Origin of the sequence: Bacillus sp. AFS031507 (assembly GCF_002584635.1) — a bacterium.
Taxonomy (GTDB): Bacteria; Bacillota; Bacilli; order Bacillales; family Cytobacillaceae; genus Neobacillus.
On the sequence record NZ_NUOW01000012.1, the window covers coordinates 19,630 to 44,560 of the forward strand.

At 36.4% G+C, this 24,931-nt stretch carries 22 protein-coding genes and 1 pseudogene; 18 read left to right on the top strand and 5 right to left on the bottom strand.

Going from position 1 to position 24,931, the window contains the following annotated elements:
* Positions 1-94: 94 nt before the first annotated feature.
* Positions 95-1,525 carry a class I SAM-dependent DNA methyltransferase gene (locus COE25_RS11435; protein WP_098932751.1) on the top strand — a complete coding sequence of 477 codons (1,431 nt, stop codon included), beginning with the start codon at positions 95-97 and terminating at the stop codon, positions 1,523-1,525.
* Positions 1,522-2,949: a restriction endonuclease subunit S gene (locus COE25_RS11440; RefSeq protein ID WP_098932752.1), complete on the top strand. Its 1,428-nt coding sequence runs from the start codon at positions 1,522-1,524 to the stop codon at positions 2,947-2,949. The genes COE25_RS11435 and COE25_RS11440 overlap by 4 nt, the downstream gene beginning before the upstream one ends.
* A 59-nt stretch (positions 2,950-3,008) precedes the next feature.
* Here the strand turns inward: COE25_RS11440 and COE25_RS11445 are convergent, their stop codons facing one another.
* Positions 3,009-3,272 (bottom strand): hypothetical protein, encoded by a 264-nt coding sequence (locus tag COE25_RS11445; RefSeq protein WP_098932753.1) that lies wholly within the window; start codon positions 3,270-3,272, stop codon positions 3,009-3,011.
* A gap of 879 nt (positions 3,273-4,151) precedes the next feature.
* On the opposite strand from COE25_RS11445, the gene COE25_RS30720 reads away from it, so the two are divergent.
* The 11 genes from COE25_RS30720 (at position 4,152) to COE25_RS11495 (ending at position 14,759) form a co-directional block, all read left to right on the top strand.
* Positions 4,152-4,304: a hypothetical protein gene (locus COE25_RS30720; protein WP_180247489.1), complete on the top strand. Its 153-nt coding sequence runs from the start codon at positions 4,152-4,154 to the stop codon at positions 4,302-4,304.
* A 760-nt stretch (positions 4,305-5,064) separates the two neighbouring features.
* Positions 5,065-5,637, top strand: a complete 573-nt coding sequence (locus tag COE25_RS11450; RefSeq protein WP_098932754.1) for a tyrosine-type recombinase/integrase — start codon at positions 5,065-5,067, stop codon at positions 5,635-5,637.
* Positions 5,638-5,979: 342 nt separating this feature from the next.
* Positions 5,980-6,417, top strand: a complete 438-nt coding sequence (locus COE25_RS11455) for a hypothetical protein (protein ID WP_257208781.1) — start codon at positions 5,980-5,982, stop codon at positions 6,415-6,417.
* Entirely contained in the window at positions 6,418-7,230 is an 813-nt protein-coding gene (locus tag COE25_RS11460) for a hypothetical protein (protein ID WP_098932756.1), read from the top strand.
* A 112-nt stretch (positions 7,231-7,342) separates the two neighbouring features.
* Complete coding sequence (locus tag COE25_RS11465) at positions 7,343-7,714, top strand: recombinase family protein (RefSeq protein WP_257208782.1); 372 nt, start codon at positions 7,343-7,345, stop codon at positions 7,712-7,714.
* A 288-nt stretch (positions 7,715-8,002) separates the two neighbouring features.
* The gene (locus COE25_RS11470; protein WP_088085885.1) at positions 8,003-8,875 is read left to right on the top strand and encodes an amidase domain-containing protein; all 873 of its coding nucleotides are present in this window, start codon (positions 8,003-8,005) and stop codon (positions 8,873-8,875) included.
* 74 nt (positions 8,876-8,949) lie between these two features.
* Positions 8,950-9,423 (top strand): tRNA (uridine(34)/cytosine(34)/5-carboxymethylaminomethyluridine(34)-2'-O)-methyltransferase TrmL, encoded by a 474-nt coding sequence (gene trmL / locus COE25_RS11475; protein WP_088085886.1) that lies wholly within the window; start codon positions 8,950-8,952, stop codon positions 9,421-9,423.
* Between the two features lie 52 nt (positions 9,424-9,475).
* Positions 9,476-10,225 carry an oxygen-insensitive NADPH nitroreductase gene (gene nfsA, locus COE25_RS11480; RefSeq protein WP_088085887.1) on the top strand — a complete coding sequence of 250 codons (750 nt, stop codon included), beginning with the start codon at positions 9,476-9,478 and terminating at the stop codon, positions 10,223-10,225.
* Between the two features lie 324 nt (positions 10,226-10,549).
* On the top strand, positions 10,550-12,445 hold the full coding sequence (locus tag COE25_RS11485; protein ID WP_088085888.1) for a PrkA family serine protein kinase: 1,896 nt from the start codon (positions 10,550-10,552) through the stop codon (positions 12,443-12,445).
* 275 nt (positions 12,446-12,720) lie between these two features.
* Positions 12,721-13,887 carry a sporulation protein YhbH gene (gene yhbH / locus COE25_RS11490; RefSeq protein WP_088085889.1) on the top strand — a complete coding sequence of 389 codons (1,167 nt, stop codon included), beginning with the start codon at positions 12,721-12,723 and terminating at the stop codon, positions 13,885-13,887.
* A gap of 230 nt (positions 13,888-14,117) precedes the next feature.
* A complete protein-coding gene (locus tag COE25_RS11495) occupies positions 14,118-14,759 on the top strand; it encodes a copper homeostasis protein CutC (protein WP_098932757.1) in 642 nt (213 codons plus the stop codon).
* 106 nt (positions 14,760-14,865) lie between these two features.
* On the opposite strand, the gene COE25_RS31540 is transcribed toward COE25_RS11495, so the two are convergent.
* Positions 14,866-15,294 (bottom strand): PTS sugar transporter subunit IIA, encoded by a 429-nt coding sequence (locus tag COE25_RS31540; RefSeq protein ID WP_256942534.1) that lies wholly within the window; start codon positions 15,292-15,294, stop codon positions 14,866-14,868.
* A 111-nt stretch (positions 15,295-15,405) separates the two neighbouring features.
* Positions 15,406-16,842, bottom strand: a pseudogene (nagE, locus tag COE25_RS11500) (N-acetylglucosamine-specific PTS transporter subunit IIBC); the annotation flags it as partial.
* Between the two features lie 294 nt (positions 16,843-17,136).
* On the opposite strand from nagE, the gene nagA reads away from it, so the two are divergent.
* The 5 genes from nagA (at position 17,137) to COE25_RS11525 (ending at position 21,753) form a co-directional block, all read left to right on the top strand.
* Complete coding sequence (gene nagA / locus COE25_RS11505) at positions 17,137-18,336, top strand: N-acetylglucosamine-6-phosphate deacetylase (RefSeq protein WP_098932759.1); 1,200 nt, start codon at positions 17,137-17,139, stop codon at positions 18,334-18,336.
* Positions 18,333-19,088: a glucosamine-6-phosphate deaminase gene (nagB, locus tag COE25_RS11510; protein WP_098932760.1), complete on the top strand. Its 756-nt coding sequence runs from the start codon at positions 18,333-18,335 to the stop codon at positions 19,086-19,088. Before nagA ends, nagB begins: the two co-directional genes overlap by 4 nt.
* A gap of 24 nt (positions 19,089-19,112) precedes the next feature.
* Entirely contained in the window at positions 19,113-19,835 is a 723-nt protein-coding gene (locus tag COE25_RS11515; RefSeq protein WP_088085894.1) for a GntR family transcriptional regulator, read from the top strand.
* 21 nt (positions 19,836-19,856) lie between these two features.
* On the top strand, positions 19,857-20,594 hold the full coding sequence (locus tag COE25_RS11520) for an SIS domain-containing protein (protein WP_088085895.1): 738 nt from the start codon (positions 19,857-19,859) through the stop codon (positions 20,592-20,594).
* 157 nt (positions 20,595-20,751) lie between these two features.
* Positions 20,752-21,753, top strand: coding sequence for a CAP domain-containing protein (locus tag COE25_RS11525; RefSeq protein WP_306572526.1), 1,002 nt, complete (start codon positions 20,752-20,754; stop codon positions 21,751-21,753).
* A gap of 45 nt (positions 21,754-21,798) precedes the next feature.
* Here the strand turns inward: COE25_RS11525 and COE25_RS11530 are convergent, their stop codons facing one another.
* Both COE25_RS11530 and COE25_RS11535 read right to left on the bottom strand, forming a co-directional pair.
* On the bottom strand, positions 21,799-22,866 hold the full coding sequence (locus COE25_RS11530; RefSeq protein ID WP_306572527.1) for a sensor histidine kinase: 1,068 nt from the start codon (positions 22,864-22,866) through the stop codon (positions 21,799-21,801).
* Positions 22,867-23,197: 331 nt separating this feature from the next.
* Positions 23,198-24,724 carry a diguanylate cyclase domain-containing protein gene (locus COE25_RS11535; RefSeq protein ID WP_180247490.1) on the bottom strand — a complete coding sequence of 509 codons (1,527 nt, stop codon included), beginning with the start codon at positions 24,722-24,724 and terminating at the stop codon, positions 23,198-23,200.
* Between the last annotated feature and the right edge of the window lie 207 nt (positions 24,725-24,931).

Here is a 24,931-nt window from a genome sequence, read left to right on the forward strand (position 1 = left end):
AGGTTGGTGAATTAGTTGATAATAGGTTTAATGAGGGTTTGAAACAAGAAACTTAAATTAGTATAAGTATGTAGAGATTGCAGGAGGTAGAAAAATGAACAACCAAGAAATCGTTCAAAAGCTATGGAATTTGTGTAACGTGTTACGTGATGACGGGATTACATATCAGCAATATGTGACGGAGTTAACATATTTATTATTTCTAAAAATGATGAAAGAGCAAGAGACAGAGAGTGTTATTCCTGAAGGGTATCGTTGGAATGACTTATTAGAAAGGGAAGGATTGGATTTAAAGACATATTATCAGCGATTGTTACTTGATTTAGGCAGTAGTGAAAATGAGCAGTTACGTCTTATTTATAGTGACGCTTCTACAAGTATAGGAGAACCCAAAAATTTAGAGAAAATTATAAAATCAATTGATGCACTCGATTGGTACAATGCTAAAGAAGAGGGACTAGGTAATCTATACGAAGGTTTATTAGAGAAGAATGCAAGTGAAAAGAAATCAGGAGCGGGACAATACTTCACGCCACGAGTGTTAATTGACGTAATGGTGCAATTAATTGACCCGAAAATTGGTGAGCGATGTGCTGACCCAGCGGCGGGAACACTGGGATTTATGATTGCAGCAGACCGATATTTAAAGAATCAAACAGATGACTACTTTGACCTAGACCCACGGGAGGCTGAATTCCAAAAGAAAGAAGCATTTTCAGGAATGGAACTTGTAAAAGATACTCATCGTCTTGCATTAATGAACGCTTTGCTTCATAACATGGAAGGACGATTAGAACAAGGGGACTCTTTATCGACTAATGGGAAATGGATGAAAAATTTTGATGTTATCTTAACAAATCCACCATTTGGTACAAAAAAAGGTGGAGAACGTGTCTCACGTGATGACTTAACGTATGATACATCGAACAAGCAGTTAAATTTCTTGCAATTAATATACAATGCACTGAAGGATGACGGTAATGCTCGGGCAGCCGTTGTTTTGCCAGATAATGTTTTATTTGAAGGTGGCATCGGTGCGCAAATTCGTCGTGACTTAATGAACAAATGTAATCTACACACCATTTTACGATTACCTACAGGAATATTTTATGCTCAAGGTGTTAAAACAAATGTCTTATTCTTTACAAAAGGAAAAACAGACCAAGATAATACGAAAGATGTTTGGGTATATGACCTCCGCACTAACATGTCTTCATTTGGTAAACGTAATCAATTAACTATGGCTCATTTTGAAAACTTCATGAAAGCCTATGTGGCTGAAGAACGTTCTAAAGTGGATGATGAACGGTGGAACAAGTTCACAAGAGGAGAAATTTTCAACAAAGGTGATAGCTTAGATATCGGACTTATTGCGGATGAGTCTTTATCATCATATGAAAACTTGCCAGACCCAATTGAATCGGCAGAAGAAGCGATAGCGAAATTACAACAAGCAATGGATTTATTAGGTGAAGTTGTTGATGAACTTCGGACAGTGGAAGAAGACGAGGTAGTTACGCAATGAGTAAGATAAAAATGACCATCGAAGACTTATTAGGTGAAGTGTTAGTGCCAGAAAAAGAGCAACCATATGAAGTCCCAAAGAATTGGATTTGGCTGAAACTTAAAGGCATTGGGAACGTAAAAGGAGGAAAGCGACTTCCAAAAGGACATGTTTTATTGCAAGAGCCTACGCAATATCCATATCTTCGAGTTGCTGATTTTAGAAATGGAGCTATTGATAATAAGGATTTAAAATATATCTCTGAAGAAACAGCTAGGCAGATATCAAGGTATATTATTTGTAAAGATGATGTTTACATTTCTATCGCTGGTACAATTGGAAAAACGGGAATTGTTCCAAATTACTTAAGCGGTTCAAACTTAACTGAAAATGCTGCCAAAATTACTGATATTAAAGGTACATCTAATGAATTTATACATTTAGTACTTAATACTGACGAATTACAAAATCAAATTAAAAATTCTACCGTTTCTACTTCTCAACCCAAATTGGCATTATTTCGCATAGAAGACTTAAAAATACCTTTACCACCAATAAATGAACAAAAACGAATAACTGAAAAAGTTGAGAATCTTGTAAATAAAATAGAAGAAGCAAAGCAGTTGATTAAGGAAGTGCAGGAAACGTTTGAACTTCGTCGGGCAGCCATTTTGGACAATGCGTTTCGTGGGGAATTGACGAGGCAGTGGAGAGAAAATAGAGGTTTAAATGAAGGGTCAAATGAGGAGTTTGTAGATTCATTTTTCTCGTTACCTAATAACTGGAAATGGGTGAAATTAAGCGATATCTTACAAATGCAAAATGGAATGTCTAAAAGAAGAGGAACAAACGGAACGTCTATCCCCGTTTTAAGATTAGCTGATATAAAGGGCAATGAGTTTGTTGCCTCTGATTTAAGAGAAATAATGTTATCAGACAAAGAATTTGAAAAATATGGACTTGAAAAAGATGACATATTGTTTATTAGAGTAAATGGTAGCTTCAATTTAGTGGGAAAAGTAATTCATTTTAATCTATCTAGAGAAGCAGCTTATTGTGACCATTTAATTCGAGGCACTTTTGATAAAGAGCAGATAAACGTATTGTATATAAAAAATTTGTTCGACAGTCATATAATTCGAAATCAAATAATTAATAAGATAGTTTCATCCGCTGGACAAAATACCATAAGTCAAGGAAGTTTAGGTTCGATTATTATTCCATTACCGCCAAAAGAAGAAATGGATGCAATAGCAGATGTAATTGAAAAAGCAATCTCTAAAGAGGAGACGGTATTGGCTCACTTAGATAATAATACTCATATAGAACTTCTTAAACAATCTATCCTTTCAAAAGCTTTCCGAGGTGAACTTGGGACAAATGACCCGAGTGAAGAAAGTGCAATTGAACTATTAAAAGAAGCACTACAAGAACAAGTGAAATAGTTCTAGGAAGACATCCAAATTAGTTGGATGTCTTTTTCTCGAGTGTTTTGTTGAGTCATTTAATACTTTTGTTTTTTTATTAGTGAATGCTTCACTAATAGGTTTGTTATTGGTTTATCAGATACAATAAATGGCCTTTTGTAATGAGGATATTTATTAACTATTTCTTCGTAAGTACCTGTATCTTTAATAAATTCAGGTTTGTATATAAAACATTTAACATGTTGTATCTGTGTAAACATGGTGTCAGTGTAAACTAAATCTTTTCTTTTAAATGGTTCATTGCAAACCATGCAATGAGGTTGTACTTTTTCCTTTACCATAATATCCCTCCTTTCCTTTATTAAACATACACAATGGAAGGTAAGAATACTTGAAGAATCCAAAATATTCATTAATCGTTCACATGTCAAAGGTTTTACAACAAATGAAAAAGAACTTGGAGAATTTCCTAGTTCTTTTAAGTGTCAATTACAAAGTGATTTCCTGCGAAATTTGACTTATTTATCTGAGTTTACTGTTTTGCCCCCTTAAAACTGTACCCATTTAGCGGATTGTAGGGTGAGTCCTTAAAGCCCCGCCACACCATAGCCGCTCCAGAATGGCTTATCCAAACTTTACAACTTCACAATGCTCTCTAGTATTACATATGACTTAAAACTCAGGGGTGTATTTGATGGCACTTTGTAAGCCTACTTAGGTGTTTGAGTGGTTATTAAACTCAAATTTGAGTTTTGATTTATTGGCGGGTAATAAATCTTTATCCATACAACCGAAGGTGTTAGAAGCATTTGGCACGGTCATGACCACCTACTATTCGGTAAATTAATCCGATACGACTCAAATAATAGTTATCTGCGTATGACTTTGTAAGTTGTGTGTTTGCAATACACTGATATAGTTCGACACCGATTGTAGGAATCAAAATAAGTCCATTCTTCATCTGATTAGATAGGATTTATCGTACTATGTCCGAGACGATGTACACTAATACATATTTAGTTTCAAAAAAGTATACCTTCACCCTATGATAGTGAATTTAGAGAATATTACCAGATTATCTACATTACTCTTCATCAATAAAGTCATGAATAAGGATATCCTCCTGACATGCTTAACTTTGGTGAAATGGAATAAAAAGTGTAATGTATGTAGCATGTGATTTCGAGGAAAATAATAGGGAGGAAAGGAGGGGGTAATAAATGAAGAGTCAACAAATTCCTGAACATAAAATGAATTTTACAGGTGGAGTAGGTCAAGCTCTTGAAAAGACGGCAGATATAGGGACTAATAATATTGCCTCAAAAAAAGCAGCAGCGAAGCAAGTCAATACTAAAGATGAGAGGTATACTTAAGGTTTATTTTATGAAATAATTCAGACAAAATTCCGCTAAACAAAAGGCAGTGAGCGACGTACCAGCTTGCTGTCTTTTTGCATTAGTAAAGTTCCGATAGACTGTGCTTATACGGTAACGATTGTAATTATTTAGCAGATGCAGTAAAGGCAAGGCTTTTCGTATGATTGTATTGTTACCGTTTGAATGAACATAGTGTTGGATTTGACCTAGAAGTAAATTCAAGCCTTAGATTTTCGGAAGCAAAGAGATTCCATGTTATTAGTTTAGCGAGTCTATAGATGCTCAGAATTGCTCGTGGTGGCGTTTTAAGTGGTCTCTTTTCCCAAGCTTGCGATTGAATATGTGGGCATTATGTAAGACTACAATGGAGTTCCAAGTTAATGTGTTTGTGTGATACATAAAGCACACATCCACAAATAACCATTCGGTAAATTTCCGACACGAGTCAAATACCAGCAATGATTTAGTGCGGTAAAGTGATAAATCATATAGTAATAAACTGATGTAGTTCGACATGGGTAACCGATAACAGAGGCGTATCCTATTGAGTGATACTTAAAGAATAGATATCGCTGCTTTTTCATGTTGCTATCGATAAGCTTTGGATTATACTCCGCTAACAGCGAATGTAAACTAATACTTAAAAGTTTACATTCAAAACATTATTAATACTAGACTTCCTTTGTTTTTGATGATAATCTGTAAACACGATATAAAAGTATACATTCAAATCATTGATAATAAAGGAGTCGTTAACATGACTAAAAAAGAACACTTAATTGACGTACAACCAATCAGAAGCAAGACTCAAATAGAAGACATGAAGTGGTCATTAAAGCGTCATTGCTCAGAACGAGACTACATCCTGTTCTTGATTGGTATCAATACAGGACTGCGAGTGAGCGATATCTTGAATCTGAAAAAGGAATCCATCATCAAGCTGAAATCAAAGAAGCGTAAAGAGTTCCAAATCAAAGAAGGCAAGACTAAGAAAGCAAGAATCATTAATATCACATCCATCTTTAACGATGTGTTTACATATGCCTCAGAACTTGATAGTGAGTGGCTATTCCCTTCTCGTAAAGGTGATAAGCCTATAAGCAAGATTCAAGCCTATAGACAGCTTCAAAAAGCGGGAGACTTTGCAAATATCGAATCGATAGGAACTCATACCATGAGGAAAACATTCGGTTACTGGTTCTATAAGCAAACTGGCAATGTGGCTATGCTTCAAGAGATACTTAATCATTCACATCCAAAGATTACATTAACCTATATTGGTATTAATAAAGAAGAGACAGATAATGAACTGGATAACTTTAGCTTATAGAGACTCTCAAGGGGTCTCTTTTCATTTTCAATTAATGATTTAGAAAAATGAGGTGGTAAAATACCCACCTCACATAGACTCCTCTCATTCAATTGTAAGAATACTGTGGGGGTGTATTTCCACATTTTAACTAGTGCTATGGGCGGGATAAACCCATAGTCGGCTCATCCACACGTCATGGAAATAGTAGATGAGGATATTGAACAAGAGATTGTAGCAAACAAATAAGAAAAGCTATACAAGAAGGACATATAAAAAATATTAGAAAACTAAACTCCTATATTTCTCCAATATATTACAAATTTATGGTATATTTATAGGTGACATATGGGGGTGTATCAAGTGGAAGATTCAAGTATAAGTATTCCAACCGATAGTGAAGGGTTTTATTCCCTTCAATGTCCACATTGTAAGGAACGTTTTAAAACTACTTCGGAAGATTATGACGCAGAAGATACCTTAGAATTATTTTGCCCTTCCTGTGGTCTAGCTGGTGCAAGTTCGAGTTTTATACCAAAGGACGTTATAGAACACGCTCAAATAATTGCACTAAATTATGTACAACAAGAAATCTTTAAGTCTTTCAAAAAGACAAGTCACAAAATGAAAGGCTCTGGAATGACTTTTCACCTAAAGAAACCAAAAGAAGAATCACCAAAATTATTAACGGAAGATGAAGACTTGGAAAAAGTTGAATTATACTGTTGCGATAAAACAATTAAAGTCAACATTGACCAAAAGGTATCTAATGTTTATTGTCCGTTTTGTGGGGTGAATTAAATGACACAAGAAGTTGAACTTACAGAAAAAGAGTATAGAAAACTATCCCTTAATTTTAGAAAAGTTGCAAGTAGGTTTTTGAACTCTGACGTAAATGACGCAAAAGATAATTTGGATAGGTTCTTGATTTTTATTGAGGAGTGTCCAACTATCAATGACTTTATCTATAGAAATAACCAAGTGACATTTGATATTGAAGAAATTCTTAATAAACGAAATTTCCGTGAACTAATTAAACTACCCATTCGTACTTCTGAAGAAATTGCCTTCATATTTCAATTACTCAATTATATTTCATTAAATGAAATAAGCTATCATGCTTTGGTAATAGGTTATGGAAGAAAGTTTCAAGATTCATGTGATAATTTTCATAATCAAGTAGTTAAACCTCTTGTTAACCACATTGTTTCTTATTTAGGGGAGATGGCAATAGACATGGGATTAGATAAAAAATCAACCACTCAATTTAACATTGGAGAACTTAGAGGACAACTAAACCATGCGGAAGGACAGGCTTCAATTAGTGCTAATCAAACTTATAATGAGACCAAAGTTGAAGAATTAAAAGAGATTGCACAGAAGTTTGCTCAAGCATTGGTTAATGATACGACAATTCCTGATACCGATAAGGAAGATACGGTGGAATTGGTCGAGGCTGCTGTTCAAGAAGTTGAGAGTGAGAAGCCTAAAAAGGTTATCGTTAGAACTGCAATGGATAAAGTAAGAACTGTAAATGAAGTTGTAGGTGCAGGAACAAATGTATTTACCTTGGGTACACAATTACTTCATGTTCTTCAAGGAATTATTGGTTAAACCGTCTATTTTAGGCGGTTCTTCTTTTTATTCCACGAGGGTTTCCCTCCCATAGGGGATAAAATTCAACCATTGATACAATAAAGTGTATAGACCTTTTGAACCGAAAGTGGTGTTTAGATTAGCATGCTCCACTAAAGACCTGTTAGAACTAGTCGAACTATTAGAATCAAAAGGAGTCCAGTTAGTATCAATTAAGGAAAATATTGATACCTCAACCGCAACAGGACTAATGTTAAAGATGATAGGTGCCATTAACAATTTTGAACGTGAAAATATGCTCGAAAGACAGTGTGAAGGTATTGCAATAGCTAAAGCAGAAGGTAAGTACAAAGGACGAAAAGAAGTATCAATTCTAGACTTCGACAAGCATTATCAACGATATATGAATCGAGAAGTATCAAAGTCTCAGCTTGCAAAGGAACTACAGGTATCGAGACCAAGACTAGATAGGCTAATCAAAGAGCATCAACAAGAAGGTTAAGGGACTCCTAAGGGGTCTCTTTTCTTTTGCTATGGGTACAGGGGGTGCATTTCCACATTTTCATGGGGGGCATAGCTGAGATAGACCCCAAGTACCCTCATCTCCACGTCAAAGAAAAATCGAGTGTTGGTGAAGGTTATTCTAAGTGAAATGAACTTTTGAGAGATGACCAGTCCCCCTTCTAATATCGACAAACCGCTCATATTGTTGTGTAAAGTCTTATTTCATACGGAATTAATGACTTACACAATAAAATCTCTCATATGTATGAGAGAAAGGGTGAGAAATATGCTTCATTTGATACAAGATTTATTTGATAAAAGAGTAAATCAATTTGTCTCCGATAAAAGAACACATAAAGTATTTTTTCCAAAGGCTGAAATAAAACAAAGTGCAATGTCAAAAAGGTCTGCAGAAATTGTCAAAGTAAAAGCAGCCGGCAGAATAATAGAAAGAAATGAAGAGGATGAATTTCAAACAGTAAAATATCATGCTCATTATCAATATTTAATTAAGCAAAAAGGTATTCTTTACATGGAGGAAGAAGTCGAAGAAAGATTAGCCAAGTTTTATAAAGAGGCTTTAGTGATGGATGAGGAAATCAATCCTTATGAACATCATGAGCCTTATCAAGTACCAATTACACAGAGCTTAGAGGATAGTGATGAACGGTTAAGCTTTCAATACAACCGCTTAAAAGCTGTACAATATGCGGAACGCTGGTGGAATACCTACAATCCTGCCTACAAAAAATTTGAGAATGATTGCACCAATTTTATTTCACAATGCCTCCATACGGGCGAAGCCCCGATGAGAGGCTATCCAAATCGGGGTACAGGGTGGTGGCTCCAAAATAAGAATTGGAGTTATAGCTGGGCGGTGGCACACTCATTTAAGCTTTATTTTGCACATTCTAAAAGTGGTTTACGGGCACGGGAAGTCAGCAGTCCTGATCAATTATTATTAGGTGATGTAATTTGTTACGATTTTGAAGGGGATGGACGATTTAATCATAATACAATTGTTACGGGTAAGGATGCACATGGAATGCCGTTAGTGAACGCCCATACTTATAATAGCCGAATGAGGTATTGGGCATATGAAGATTCATCTGCCTACACACCTAAAATAAAATATAAGTTTTATACGATTCTGGGTTAAAAATGCATCATTATTGAAAGGATATATCATAGTGGTATAATGGCATGTAGAGTTTTTTTTTCGAGGTGAGAAACGTGTCAATAAATGTAGTATTATATCAGCCACAGATCCCTTCTAATACAGGAAATATAGCAAGAACATGCGCCGGAACAGATACCAATTTACATTTAATCCGTCCATTAGGTTTTTCGACCGATGACAAAATGTTAAAAAGAGCAGGTTTGGATTATTGGCAACACGTTAATATTGTCTACTATGATTCACTTGATGACTTTTATGAAAAGAATGCTGGCGGTGATTTTTTTTATATCACAAAATTTGGTCAAAAGCCTTTTAGCAGCTTTGATTATAGTAATTCAAGCAAAGATTACTATTTTATCTTTGGACGGGAAACGACAGGACTTCCGAAAGACGTTATTGAAAATAACAAAGACGTCAGTTTGCGGATCCCTATGAATGAAAATATTCGTTCCTTAAATTTATCCAATACAGCTGCCATTCTTATTTATGAAGCACTTCGTCAGCAAAACTATGCTCATCTAAAATAATAAAAGGAGGTCCTATCGGGCCTCCTTTTTACGAAATGAAAGGAAGTTTGTCATGAATGAAGTTATCCAAACAATTCTTAATCATCGCTCCCTTCGTCATTTTGAGGACAAGCCATTAACAGATGAACAAATCAAAACGATTGTTACTAGTGCTCAAGCAGCGGCAACATCAAGTTTTATTCAAGCCTACTCTATTATTGGCGTTAAGGACAAAGAGAAAAAGAAAAAATTAGCTGAGATTGCTGGTAACCAAGAATATGTTGAAAAAAATGGTCACTTTTTTGTTTTTTGCGCCGATCTTTATCGTCACACCATTATTGGGGAGAAGGAACAAAAAGATGTTACTCCATCTATCGAAAGTACTGAAAAGTTCATGGTTGCTCTAATAGATGCTTCTTTAGCTGCACAAAATGCAGCTATTGCAGCGGAATCGCTTGGGTTAGGAATATGTTACATAGGTGGAATTCGCAATAACCTAGAAGAAGTTAAAAAGCTTTTAAAGACACCTGAGCGGGTTATTCCTTTGTTTGGACTAGCTGTTGGAGTACCAACCAAATTGACAGACAAAAAACCTAGGCTCCCTTATGAACATGTTTACCATGAAGATGAATATGAACAAAACACTGAAGTTTATCTTACTCAACTGCAAAAATATGATGAATTGATTTCGTCCTACTATGAAGAGCGGACCGAAGGGAAAAGAAAGGACCGCTGGTCTGAACAAATGGCTATTATGCTTGATAGGAAGAGTAGAATGTATATGAAGGAGTTTGTTCAAAAAAATAAACTTAATCTTAAATAAAAAAACTGCCGTTTGGCAGTTTTTTTATTTTGAAGAACCTGGTTTGTCGTTATAACCTGATGTGAAGATTGCCGCTAAAAACGTGACCATTACTAAACAAACGATGAAAGTGTTCATATTTATGTAATCCTCCTTCGTCATACATTTTTCATTTTTATCACACATATAGTTTTATTATAGCCTATCTGATAAAAATGAAAAGAGGGAGATTCTTTTTATTAATACAAAAAAGATAGACGCTACTTACAATGGTACGCATGTTCAAAAGCTTATCAGCATAGAGTATATTAATCGTCTCTGATTAACCTACAGGGGGAGGGCCTTATGGATATTCTAAAAAAAATCGAGATGTATCGCGAAGAAGAAGAAAAGCTACGGTGGGAAGGGTCATTCGCAGATTATTTACAGTTGTTGAAAGAGAAGCCATGGGTTGCACAGTCGGCACATTCACGAGTTTATAATATGCTTAAAGATGCAGGAATTACTGAAGAAAAAGGGACGAAAAAGTACGAATTCTTTAGCAATCAATTATTTGGTTTAGAGGAATCGCTGGAACGGCTTGTTGAAGAATACTTCCATCCGGCAGCAAAACGGCTGGATGTAAGGAAGCGTATTTTGTTATTAATGGGTCCTGTAAGTGGAGGGAAGTCAACTCTTGTTACCATGCTAAAAAGGGGACTTGAAGCTTACTCTCTGACGGATAGAGGCTCTGTGTTTGCCATTAAAGGATGCCCAATGCATGAAGATCCACTTCATTTAATTCCACATCATTTACGCAAGGATTTCCATGATGAGTATGGAATTCGCATCGAAGGTAATCTTTCTCCATTGAATATGATGCGTCTGGAACAGGAGTATGGTGGACGAATCGAAGATGTATTAGTAGAAAGAATCTTCTTCTCCGAAGATAAACGTACCGGAATCGGAACATTTAGCCCGTCCGATCCGAAATCACAGGATATTGCCGATTTAACAGGAAGTATTGATTTTTCAACCATTGCGGAATTCGGTTCAGAATCAGACCCACGTGCCTATCGCTTTGATGGTGAGCTTAATAAGGCGAACCGAGGAATGATGGAATTCCAGGAGATGTTAAAGTGTGATGAGAAATTCCTTTGGCACTTGTTGTCTCTAACTCAAGAGGGGAATTTCAAAGCAGGCCGGTTTGCCTTAATTAGTGCTGATGAGCTAATCGTAGCGCACACGAACGAAACGGAGTATCGTTCCTTTATCTCCAATAAGAAAAATGAAGCACTCCACTCAAGGATTATTGTTATGCCTATTCCTTATAACTTGAAGGTGTCACAAGAAGAAAGAATTTATGAAAAGATGATTAATGAGAGTGATGTTTCTGATGTTCACATTGCACCGCATACGTTAAAGGTAGCAGCGATGTTTACTATTCTTACCCGCTTAAAGGAACCGAAAAAAGGCGATATTGATTTACTTAAGAAAATGCGACTTTATGATGGGGAAAGTGTGGAAGGATTTAATACGGCGGATGTAGATGAACTTAAAAAGGAATATCCAGATGAAGGTATGAGTGGTATTGATCCTCGGTACGTGATTAACCGGATTTCATCCACGATCATTCGTAAAGAAATACCTTCAATTAATGCACTTGATGTATTAAGATCATTAAAAGATGGGCTGGATCAACACCCGTCCATCACTACAGAGTTACGTGAACGTTATATGAATTATATCTCTTTAGCCCGTAAAGAGTATGATAATATTGCCAAGAAGGAAGTCCAAAAAGCATTTGTTTATTCATACGAAGAGTCAGCTAAAACGTTAATGGATAATTACCTTGACAATGTTGAAGCATATTGCAACAAATCAAAGCTTCGCGATCCACTAACTGGAGAAGAAATCAATCCAGATGAAAAGCTCATGCGTTCCATTGAAGAACAAATCGGCATCTCTGAAAATGCGAAAAAGGCTTTCAGGGAAGAAGTACTAATAAGAATTTCTGCTTTTGCAAGAAAAGGCAAACGTTTTGACTATAACTCTCATGACCGCCTGCGTGAAGCTATTCAAAAGAAATTGTTTGCCGATTTAAAGGATGTAGTTAAAATTACCACTTCATCGAAAACACCTGATGAACAGCAACTGAAAAAGATTAATAACGTGGTTGCCAGGTTAGTTGATGAGCATGGCTATAATACAACATCAGCTAATGAATTGCTGCGTTATGTTGGAAGTCTATTAAATAGATAAGTGGATTAAAATAGCTAGGACTGGCAGAAGGAAATCTGTCAGTCTATTTTTTTCCTTATTAAGGTAAGGATAAACCTCGGTGCATCCACATTGATAATTTGTCCAATTTAGTAGGCAAAAGCACAATTGTCAAAATAATTTGTAAATTATTCTATTTTTCTGCATAGGATAAAGTAATCCATATTTATCTTAATTTTTTCACTCGAGTTATAATATGTATTTGATAAAAATTTGTGCATTTTGGAAACTAATAAATTAATAAGGAGGGGTTTACATTGTCAGTTAACAACCATCAATTTGTCATTTCAAGAGAAGATTGGTCCCTCCACCGTAAAGGCCACGATGATCAACAAAGGCATCAAGAAAAAGTCCAGGAGGCAATTCGCAACAATCTTCCAGACTTAATTACAGAAGAGAGCATAATTATGTCTAATGGTCGAGATGTCGTAAAAATTCCGATTCGTTCATTGGACGAATATAAAATTCGTTATAATTATGACAAAAACAAACACGTGGGCCAAGGTGATGGTGACAGTCAAGTAGGTGATGTCGTAGCACGTGACGGTTCCAGCGGCCAAAAGGGACCAGGCAAAGGCCAAGGCGCGGGAGACCAAGCAGGCGAAGATTATTTTGAGGCAGAAGTATCATTAATGGAGCTTGAGGAAGCTTTATTTAAACAATTAGAGCTTCCAAATTTAAAGAGAAAAGAACAGGAAGAGCATCTCGTTGAAAATATTGAATTCAACGATATACGAAAAACAGGTTTAATGGGGAATATCGATAAGAAACGAACGATGATGTCTGCATTTAAAAGGAATGCAATGAGCGGGAAGCCTGCTTTTCACCCTATTTATAAGGATGATTTGAAATTTAAGACTTGGAATGAAGTAGTTAAACCGGATTCAAAAGCGGTGGTCATCGCAATGATGGATACAAGTGGAAGTATGGGGATATGGGAGAAATATATGGCACGCAGCTTTTTCTTCTGGATGACACGCTTTTTAAGAACAAAATATGAAACAGTGGAAATTGAGTTTATTGCTCACCATACTGAGGCTAAAGTTGTTACTGAGGAGGACTTCTTTTCTAAAGGAGAAAGCGGTGGGACGATTTGTTCATCCGCATACCGCAAAGCCTTAGAAATCATTGATGCCAAATACAATCCACGAAAGTTCAACATCTATCCATTCCACTTCTCTGACGGTGATAATCTCACATCGGATAACGCCCGCTGCGTGAAGCTAGTTGAAGAATTAATGAAGGTGTCAAACATGTTCGGGTATGGAGAGGTAAACCAATACAACCGCCATTCAACCTTAATGTCGGCTTATAAGAACATTAAAGATGATCAATTCCGCTACTATATTCTTAAGCAAAAAGCAGATGTATTTCATGCAATGAAGAGCTTTTTCCAAGCAGAAGAAGAGAAATTATTCGCTTAACAAAAACGACTGGTGTCAGGCACCAGTCGTTTTTTTCTATTGCTACAATTTACTTTACATTAAGCTTTGTGGAATTGGTAAAGATGACAGGGTGATAGGGGGAAAGTAGGAAGGTTCATGAATGGTTTTTTCTTGTAGGATAACATGATGAACCTGCAAGAAAACATGAGATTTGATTTGCTTAGTGTTCCTGGAGTATTCTTTGAGTTGTATATGAAAGGTGGGTGTATATGCTAAAAGAAGTTTGTGTAGAGAATTTTACTTTGGTTCCTGTGGCTATTGAAAAGGGGGGACATCGCATTGAGCTTTGTGACAACCTATCTGTCGGAGGCACTACTGTTAGTCACGGGGTAGCTGCAAAAACCATTTCATATTGTCACTCCAAAAATACGAAGGTAATGACCATGGTTAGGCCCAGAGGCGGAAACTTTACTTATACTAAAGAAGAAATTGAGATTATGCAAATTGATATTGCCCATTTCAAACAGTTAGGGACAGATGGAGTGGTGATTGGCTGCTTAAATGATTCTGATTGGATTGATGAGGATGCCATGCTCAAACTGCTAGAATCTGCGAAAGGGCTGGATGTAACCTTTCACATGGCGTTTGATCAGATAAAAAATGAATATCAGTTTGAAGCTATTGATTGGCTTGTGAAACATCGAGTGAATCGAATTTTAACACACGGAGGACCTAGTACTAAATCAATCGAAGACAACCTTAGCCGTTTGAAGGAATTTGTGGATTTTGCGGGTGACCAAATTATTATTCTTCCCGGCGGGGGAATTACTAACAAGAACCTAAATAATATAGCAAGTATGTTAAATATTAGTGAAGTTCACGGGACAAAAATTGTGGGTGAGCTTTGTTAAGTTGCTGGCTCCGAAAACACAAGTTGATAAGTATTTGAATATCGCTGAGTTGATATTCAATCATTTTATCCAAAAAACGACAGGTGCCTGGCACCTGCCGTTGTTGTTATTCAATTGATAGGATTCCGTCTTGACCTTGGGCTGAGTGTCCCTGTTTCTTTACATTTAATTTTCTTAAGTTTGTAAAGATAACTGGTGTAACAGCTGATGGTACTGATTTCTTAATGAATTCTAGATCAAAGTTCAGGATTTCCTGACCTTTAGTTATTTGCTGTCCTTCTTTTACAAGTACATTAAAGCCTTCACCTTTTAAATTAACGGTATCCAAGCCAATATGAATAAGGATTTCATAGCCTTGCTTTGATTTAATTCCGATTGCATGCTTAGTAGGGAAAATATTCATGATTTCGCCGTCCACTGGTGAAACGACAGTACCTTTAGATGGAATAATTCCAAAGCCTTCACCCATCATTTTTTGTGAGAAAACTTGGTCTGGCACTTCAGTAATCGGGATAATTTCCCCTTCGATTGGCATAACAAAATCTTTTTCAGAAAGTGGTGAGAGTTCATTAGTTTCAATAGGAGCCGCCACTTTTTGTACAAAATCCGAATTAATTCCAGCCTTATCAAATTTATTGGTCCCATTACGATGTTTTATAATTTCGTCTGCTACGAATTGTACATTGGTTCCGACAATCACTTGAATGCTTTGCTTCCCAACGATATTGATTCCAGGTACACCAGTCGCTTTTATTTTTTGTTGGTCGACTGCATTCATGTCTTTTACTTCCATTCTTAAGCGCGTTACACAATTGTCTACAGAAGTAACATTTGCGTCTCCGCCTAATCCTTCATATATCTGTGCGGCCATTGCGGCAAATTTACTTTCACCTGCTGCAACGACAACATCAGAAGACTCCTCATCATCTTCTTCACGTCCAGGAGTCATTAAGTTGAATTTCGTAATGATGAATCTGAATAAGAAATAGTAGATAACCGCAAACACTAAACCTTGAAGGATTAACATATAAGGGTGGTTTGCCATCGGCAATCTTGAACTTAAAACAAAGTCTACTAGACCGGCACTAAACCCAAATCCTGCTGTCCAATGAAATGCAGCTGCGATCGCTAATGAAATACCTGTTAATACCGCATGCACCAAATAAAGCATTGGTGCTACAAACATAAATGCAAATTCCAATGGTTCTGTTACCCCAGTAAAGAATGCAGCGAAACCTGCTGCCAGCATTAAGGATGCTACTTGCTTTTTCTTTTTCGTTTTAGCTGTATGATACATTGCCAGCCCTGCTGCTGGTAAACCAAACATCATGATCGGGAAGAAGCCGGCTTGATACATTCCTGTGACTCCCTTTACTCCCTTTCCAGACCAAAAATTACCAATATCATCGATTCCTGCAACATTAAACCAGAACACTGCGTTTAAGGCATGATGTAAGCCAGTTGGAATTAGTAGTCGGTTGAAGAATCCGAATAGCCCAGCGCCAACTGCACCTAATCCACTTATCCCTTTACCAAAAGAAACTAATCCTGTAAAAATTGGCGGCCAAATAAAGAATAATACTGCAGAAACGACTAACATCGAAACCGCTGTCATAATTGGAACGAGTCGTTTCCCGCTAAAGAATGCTAAAGCATCCGGAAGCTTCACATGACTAAATCGATTGTACATCATTGATGCGACTATCCCCGAAATAATACCAACGAAGGCATTTCCGATTTTTCCAAACGCAGGATCTACTTCTTCTGGTTTAATTCCTTGTAGCAATGCCACTGATCCTGTTGAAAGCAAGGTTGTTACAACCAGGTAAGCTACTAGACCACTTAACGCAGATGAACCATCTTTTTCTTTCGCCATCCCTAGTGCTACCCCAACAGCAAATAGGATGGGGATATTATCAATAATTGATGAACCAGCTTTAATTAAGAAAGCAGCTAGCGGACTATCCGCCCCCCAACCTGTAGGGTCGATCCAATAACCAATACCCATCAAAATGGCTGCAGCCGGTAAAACAGCTACAGGTAACATCAATGAACGACCAATTCTTTGTAAATATTTCTTCATCGTATTACCCCCTAACTAAAGTTTTAAAAAAATTAACTATAAAATGAAGTATTCCATCAAAATAATTGATGATTGGTGTAAGCGCTTTTCCATGAGTTAATATACCACTAAACGTTTATAGATGTCTATACCAATTTTAAAAAAATTATAATAGGTAGTTACATTCCTATACTATCAAATGGTTAGTATAAGTAGGGAATTTTAATTTTTTCATCAGATAATATTGGTATAGACAACTAGAAATAGGTGATGCTAGAATATAGTTGTAGAATTACCTGAAGGGAAGTAATATCAATGATTCAACAGATTAGTCATATTTTGCTTAAGGGAGTCCAAGTTTATTCAGAAGATATATTAATTGAAAATGGATTTATTAAAATAAATAACGGAAAAATAGTGGAAATCGGATCAATGGAAGAACTTGAAAAGGAAAATGAATTTGAAATTATTGAGCTTCCTGGACACTATAAAGCAATTCCCGGTTTAATCGATGTTCATATTCATGGGGTCAATGGTGCTGATACGATGGACGCCACTAAGGAAGCACTGGACATAATGGTTACAGCTTTACCGAAAGAAGGAACCACGAGTTTTTTAGCTACAACAATGACTCAAGAAGGTAAACAAATTGAAAATGCTTTAATAAATGCAGGGCAATACATTGAAGAACAGCAATCAATTGGAAAGGCCGAAATACTTGGCCTCCATCTTGAAGGTCCGTTTGTAAACTCAAAAAGAGCAGGGGCTCAGCCGATTCAGCATATTATTGACCCAGACCTTGATTTATTTCAAAAATGGCAAAATCTAACAAATGGAAATATTAAACTTGTCACACTTGCCCCAGAGCGTCCAGGTGGACTAGAAATGATTCGATATTTAAAGTCAAATGGGATCATTGCATCAATTGGTCACACCGATGCAACCTTTGATGAGGTTGACGAAGCCATTGATGCTGGCGCAAATCACGTAACCCATCTTTTTAATCAAATGAGGGGACTGCATCATCGTGAACCCGGTGTCGTGGGTGCAGCTTTTTTACGAGACGAATTAAAGGCTGAAATTATCGTGGATGGGGTGCATGTTCGTCCGGAAATGGTAAAACTTGCTTTCAAACAAAAGAAAAGTGAAGGGTTAATCTTAATAACCGATTCCATGCGTGCAAAATGTTTGAAAAATGGTAAATATGATCTTGGTGGTCAAGAGGTAACGGTAAAAAATGGAAAAGCGATCCTTGAGGACGGAACCCTGGCAGGAAGTATTTTAAAATTGGGGCATGCAGTAAAAAATATTATTGCTTACACTGGCTGTCCACTTGAAGACGCAATTGAAATGGCTTCCGTGAATCCAGCAAAGCAGTTGAATATTTATGATCGGAAAGGCAGTATTGCTGTTGGAAAAGACGCAGACATTGTCATTCTTGATGAAGAAATGGAAGTTTATATGACACTTTGCCATGGGGCAATTGCATTTAATAGGGAGGAAAACTCAAAATGAGAATTATCGAAGTAAAAGATTATCAACAAATGAGTAACAGAGCGGCTGAATTTATCATTGAAAAGGTAGTTCAGAATCCAAGTATTAAACTTGGATTAGCAACAGGCGGGACACCAATCGGAACCTATAAAAGTCTAATCGAGGATCACAAAATGAATGGGACCTCTTATCAGAAAGTAACCACTTTTAATTTGGATGAGTACATGGGACTATCAGGTGATAATAAGAACAGCTACCGGTATTTTATGAATAACCAACTTTTTAATTATATTGATATGAATAAAGCTAAAACAAATATTCCAAGCGGAATTGCTGCTGATTTTCAAGAAGAATGTGATCGTTATGAAGATTTAATTGCTAAGCATGGTGGCGTTGATTTACAAATTCTCGGAATTGGCAGTAATGGGCATATTGGATTCAATGAACCAGGGACTTCCTTTGATTCCAAAACGCATATTGTAAAGTTAGCACCTTCGACCATTCAAGCAAATGCAAGATTTTTTAACCGAATTGAAGAGGTTCCTACAAAAGCGATTACGATGGGGATTGCAACCATTATGAAAAGCAAAGAAATTCTTCTTCTCGTTTCAGGTGAAAAGAAAAAAGAAGCACTGTTTAGACTTTTGAACGGCGAAATTAATGAAAGTTTTCCTGCATCCGTGTTGAAAAATCATCCTTGTGTTACAATTATTGCAGATAAAGCGGCAATAGCAGATCTAAAGGTTCACTATAGCGAAAAGGTGCCAATGTAAAGGAAAGGATGCAGTTGGAGGAAAATGATTAATAAGAATTCTCCCATCCCAATTTATTATCAACTTGAAGGATATATCAAAGAGTTAATTGAAAACGGCGAATTGCGACCTGGTGATTCTCTCCCTCCTGAGAGAGAATATGCGGAGAAATATCAAATTAGCCGGATGACAGTTAGACAGGCCTTTACACAGTTAGTAAATGAGGGCTATTTATATCGTTTGCAAGGAAAAGGAACATTTGTTGCAGAAAGAAAAATCGAACAGCCCCTTCAGGGATTAACAAGCTTCACAGAAGATATGAAGGCAAGAGGATTGGAACCAGGGAGCCAATTAATCCACTTTGAAATTATTCCGGCGACAAAACAAATAGCAGGTCAGCTTTTGATTTCTGAATATGGACCCGTATATGAAATCAAACGGATTCGTATGGCAGATAGTGTCCCAATGGCCTTAGAAACAAATTATATTTCAGCAAATCTCGTTAAAGGACTTACGGAACAAATTGTAAATGAATCCCTATACGCGCATATTGAAGGACAGTTAGACTTAAAAATTGATAGCGCTTCTCAGATTATTGAATCATCAATTGCCAGCCAAAGTGAGGCAAATTATTTAAAGATCAGCAAAGGGTCACCAGTCATGTTAATCCAAAGAAATACTTTTCTTAAAGATACTACCCCGGTTGAATTTGTTAAATCTGTATATCGGGCGGATCGTTACAAGTTTATGATTCAGATGAAACGCTGAAAACAAAGGAGATTATTTATCTTGTTCAATCTTTATTTTTCTAAGCTTAAAGAATTATTAAGCTTAATCGAAAAAGATGAAAATGAAAACCTCAAAATAGCTGCAGAGAAAGTGGCCAAGTGCATCCAAAAGGATGGGATTGTTCATGTTTTTGGTTGCGGACATTCCCATATGCTTGGGGAAGAACTATTTTACCGAGCTGGTGGACTGGTTCCAATTAATCCAATCCTAATAGAAGATTTAATGCTGCATAAAGGGGCGGTTCGCTCCTCTCAATTAGAAAAAGAAAATGATTTTGCAGAACAATTCATGATAAATGTGAAGATTCAACCTCAAGATGTTGTCATTGTCGCATCAACCTCTGGCAGGAATCCTGTGCCAATTGATGTGGCCGAGATTGCTAAAGATAAAGGTGCATTTGTCATTAGCGTCACATCGTATGTTTATACAAAAACAGTGAAGTCAAGACATAAAAGTGGTAAATATTTGTATCATACGGCGGACCTTTCCATTGATAATCATATTAAAGTGGGTGATGCATTAATGGAGCACGAGTCACTTGGTGTAAACTTTGGTTCTGGTTCAACGGTTATAGGGACAGCAATTGTTAACGGAATAATGGTTGAAGCGATCCGCATAATGATTGAAAATAATTTTGAACCGCCAATCTTTAAAAGTGGCAATGCAGATGGTGCCGAAGAACATAATCGAGATCTTATTAACAAATATAAAGGCCGGATTCCAATGCTGGAAAAATGACCCCTTAAAAACAAGCCGACAGTTTCAATAGTTGGTTTTTTTTGTGGAAAATTGTGATTATGCCAGATTATTAAATACGTTTATTTTCCATCAATACTTTCTTTGAAAAACATTAACACTATGAAGGCAACATGAATTTAAGAAGGAGGTATTTCGATTGATAAAAAAACCAGTTGGGTTACTTTTAACAGCTGTCTTAACAATGGGCCTTGCTGCTTGTAATAACAATGATAATAAAGAAATAAATGATCAAGGGTCAAATCGTATAGGAATGAACACCAATAACAGAATCAATACCCCTTATATGGATGTACGTAATGGGAGAGATGATGGGATCGACCACAATGGTCCTTTGACTGAGGATTACACGAACAATAATAACAGCGAATCTGATTCTGATGTAAATTTTTATAACAATAATCGAAAAAACAAGAAATATTACAAAAACAATGATGATATGATTTCTGCATATCAAACAAATTTGAACAGTAATCAATACCCTCATACAAGGGCGGTATTAATCCAAGATGCAAAGTACCAGTTTATTCGTCTCGATCCTAGACTAGGTAATTTGGCACTCCAACAGATCCAACCTTATATTCAGCAGCAAAGACCGAATGTACAAGCACCAGTCCAACAACAACCAGCACCAATCCAACAACAACCAGCACCAATCCAACAACAACCAGCACCGAAGCAACAACGGCCAGCACCACCACAAGCACAACCGGCACCAAAACAGCCAGCTACTACACAAAATAATGCACCGGCTACTGGGACAGTTAGTCAATACGTACAACAAGTAATTGACTTAACAAATGCCCAACGCAGTAAAAACGGACTTCCTGCTTTAAAGGCTGACACACAGTTAAACAGTGTTGCACAGAAAAAATCGTTGGATATGCAGCAAAAAAATTATTTTTCACATACAAGCCCAACCTATGGATCACCATTTGACATGATGAGAGACTTTGGCGTGACTTATAAATCTGCAGGTGAAAATATCGCACAAGGACAACGAACGCCACAAGAAGTAGTAACTGCTTGGATGAACAGTGAAGGGCATCGTAAAAATATCTTAAGTTCAAATTTTACTCATATTGGGGTAGGATTTGAAGCGACAGGCAAACACTGGACCCAAATGTTTATTGGCAAATAAAGTAAAAACAAACCGACAAAAGTTAGTCTTCTGTCGGTTTGTTTTTTAAATGATATTATTTTCTTTTTTCATTATCGACGAAATCGTTGGAAATTTAAAATGAAAAGTGGTTCCCATTCCCACTTCACTTTCAGCCCAAACCGTACCATCCATTGCACGTGCAATGCTGTAAACCACCATCATACCTAAGCCTGTTCCATTTTTACCTTTTGTGGAATAAAATGGTTCTCCTAATCGCTCTAGCTGTTCTATGGTCATTCCTACACCAGTGTCCTTCACACTAATGGTTACATTGTTTTTACTATACTCAGTTGTAACAGTTAAATAACCTCCATTAGGCATTGCTTCAATTGCATTTTTGAGGACATTCACAAAACATTGACGGAACTTTTGCCCATCCCCTTTTATAAACCCAATCACTGAAAAGTCTGTGCTAATCTCGACTGAATTTTGATTGGCTAAGGGCTGAAGAATATTAATTATTTGCCGTAATTCACTTTTTACATTTATTTCCTCAAACGCTTCTATCGATGGTTTTGCAAAGGTTAAATAATCTTGTATAACCCGTTCAGCCGAAATTAATTCCTCTTTTACGATCGATAAATATTCTTTCCGTTTATGCCTTGAAAGGTAATCATCTTGCAGGAGCTGAACAAACCCGCTAGCTGCAGTTAGTGGATTTCGAATCTCATGGGAAATGGCAGCTCCCATTTGTTCAACTGCTTTTAACTTTTCAGCTTTAATCAGCTGCTGCTGCATTTCATTATTTCTTCTAACAAATTCAATCCCATATGAAATGATCCCAATTCCGAGAGAGGGAATGAATAAGAACGCAGTCCATGCATCCAGCCAATAGTAATGGGGATGGGCGAAACTCATCCCAATAACTGTCACTATGCCGAGGATTATTCCCAAACATACAGTCACGAAAATGCGGCGTGCTGGCACTTGCTTTAAAAACCAAGGATATAATCGCCAAAATACTACTGTGAGAGGTACATAAAGCAACATTGTTTGATAAAAGCCTGAATCAAAGCCATAGAAACCCCGTATAATAATAATTGCCCCAATTAGAATCGGGCCTATTCCAACATAAAGGGCCCCCAAAACCAAAGGAATAATCCTTAAATCATATCGAGCATATGAAATTGGATTGTATGAGAATTGAATACATAACCATAACATGACAATAAAAAAGAATGTTAGTGAGGGTTTGGATAGGGTGAATTTTTTATAATTATCGAAAAAAATTAAACAAAAAAACAATAAAACGATATATATTGAGAGGTTAAAGAAAAGATGTTTCGTAATTTCCATTGTCATCACCATCCAAAAAGGGCTGATAGGAAAATTTTACATGTATTTTCCGCATTATACAACAAAATTTGCATAATATTTAGAAAAATATGATTGGATTTGATAAAAAAAGGAAGGCTTGTATTATTTACAAGCCTTCCATGCTTAAATGAGAGGATGAAATTGTATTTCTACCTTTTGTCTTAGATAAATATAATGCCGAATCAGCCATTTGGATTAATGCCTGCGGTTTTTCTAAAGTTGTTGGAACCATTGTGGCAAATCCAATACTTAGCGTAACAATATCAGCAATGTCAGAACTAATATGGGGAATTTTAAGTAACTTAATTGTCTCCTGAATTTGATAAGCAATTTTCATCCCTTCCTCCATGGTTGTAGAAGGAGAGATGAGAGCAAATTCCTCCCCTCCATAACGGCAAAAAGTATAATGAGATTTAACAGCTATTTGATTGTTAATAGCTTGTGCAATTGATTGTAAGCAAAAATCTCCAGTTAGATGGCCGTATGTATCGTTGTATTTTTTAAAGTAATCAATATCAAACATAATTAATGTGATTGGCGTATGACTTATAGAAGAATTAGCCCATGCTTTCTCAAGCGTTTCATCAAAATATCTTCTGTTGGCAATCCCTGTTAGTCCATCTAAGTAGGATAGTTGATTGAGTAATTGATTTGCCTCTTGTAGTTTTTGTTCCGTAAGTTTTCGATCAGTAATATTTCTTGATACAATAATGACTTTCTTACTTCCATCTTCTTCGAAGTGAACACTCTTTAAAGTAGATTCAATCCAAACATAATCTCCTTTACTCGTACGGTACCTGTAAGTTGATTCAGCCACACCCTCATGAAGTGCTTTTTCAAACATGTCTTTTGTTTGGGCAACATCATCTGGATGAATAAAAACCTCCATTTTTTTTCCGAGAAGTTCAGTGTACTCAAAATGAATAATTTCTTTTACAGCGGGTGAAATATAAATATATTCGGCTTTTTCGTTGTGCATTGTAATCATGTCACTGGAATATTCAGCTATGAGGCGAAAACGTTCTTCTGTTTCCTTCAATTTCATGACATTATGCTTTAATTGATTTTGTACTTCGTATGACTTCACCACGAAGACAAAAAAATGATAAGCAAAAAAACCACCAATGAGAGAAATTAAATAATGTATGGTTAAAACATTTTTGAGTGTTGGGAAGTTGTCAATTCTGATAATGAAAATGATTGAAACAATTAACAAACCAATCAGATTCATTATGAAAGCCTTTAAAGTTCTGGAACAGTTTAATGTTGCGATTCCGCCACAGAGGATGCCTGTTAGTACAGCCCCGATTGCTCCCAGTATGGAAGATTCATTCATACCAAAAAGAAGGATTCTTCCTGCTGCAATAAGGACAGCAGCCAATATTGCTGGGATATACCCACCGAAAGTTGCAGCGATCACTATTGCCAAATGGCGTAGATCAGCAATTGTGGTTGCGTTAATTTGAATACTAAACGTCATTAAAATATTCCCTAGAACTCCAAAACAAAGTCCCCAATATAATTTTGAGGATAGCGGAGAGGAAGGATTTATTGGCTTATCTTTAAATAACACTCCCATAATAGAAAAGGAAGCAATTAATAGTGCGCCATTTGAAACAAAATCTTTTAACATGAATACTCTCCTGGAATAGTGAATAAAGTTCGTAGAGCTATTGTGCAATATTATTTCATAAATTATTTGCATCTTCCAATTATACTATGAATTAGATATTTATGACAAAGTTAGATTAAGAAAGGATTCCTGTATTAAAGGTAAAAAATAACTTGCTCAATATTGAACAACAGGTGACGTTCTTGAACATTAAGTGTCGATTTTTTT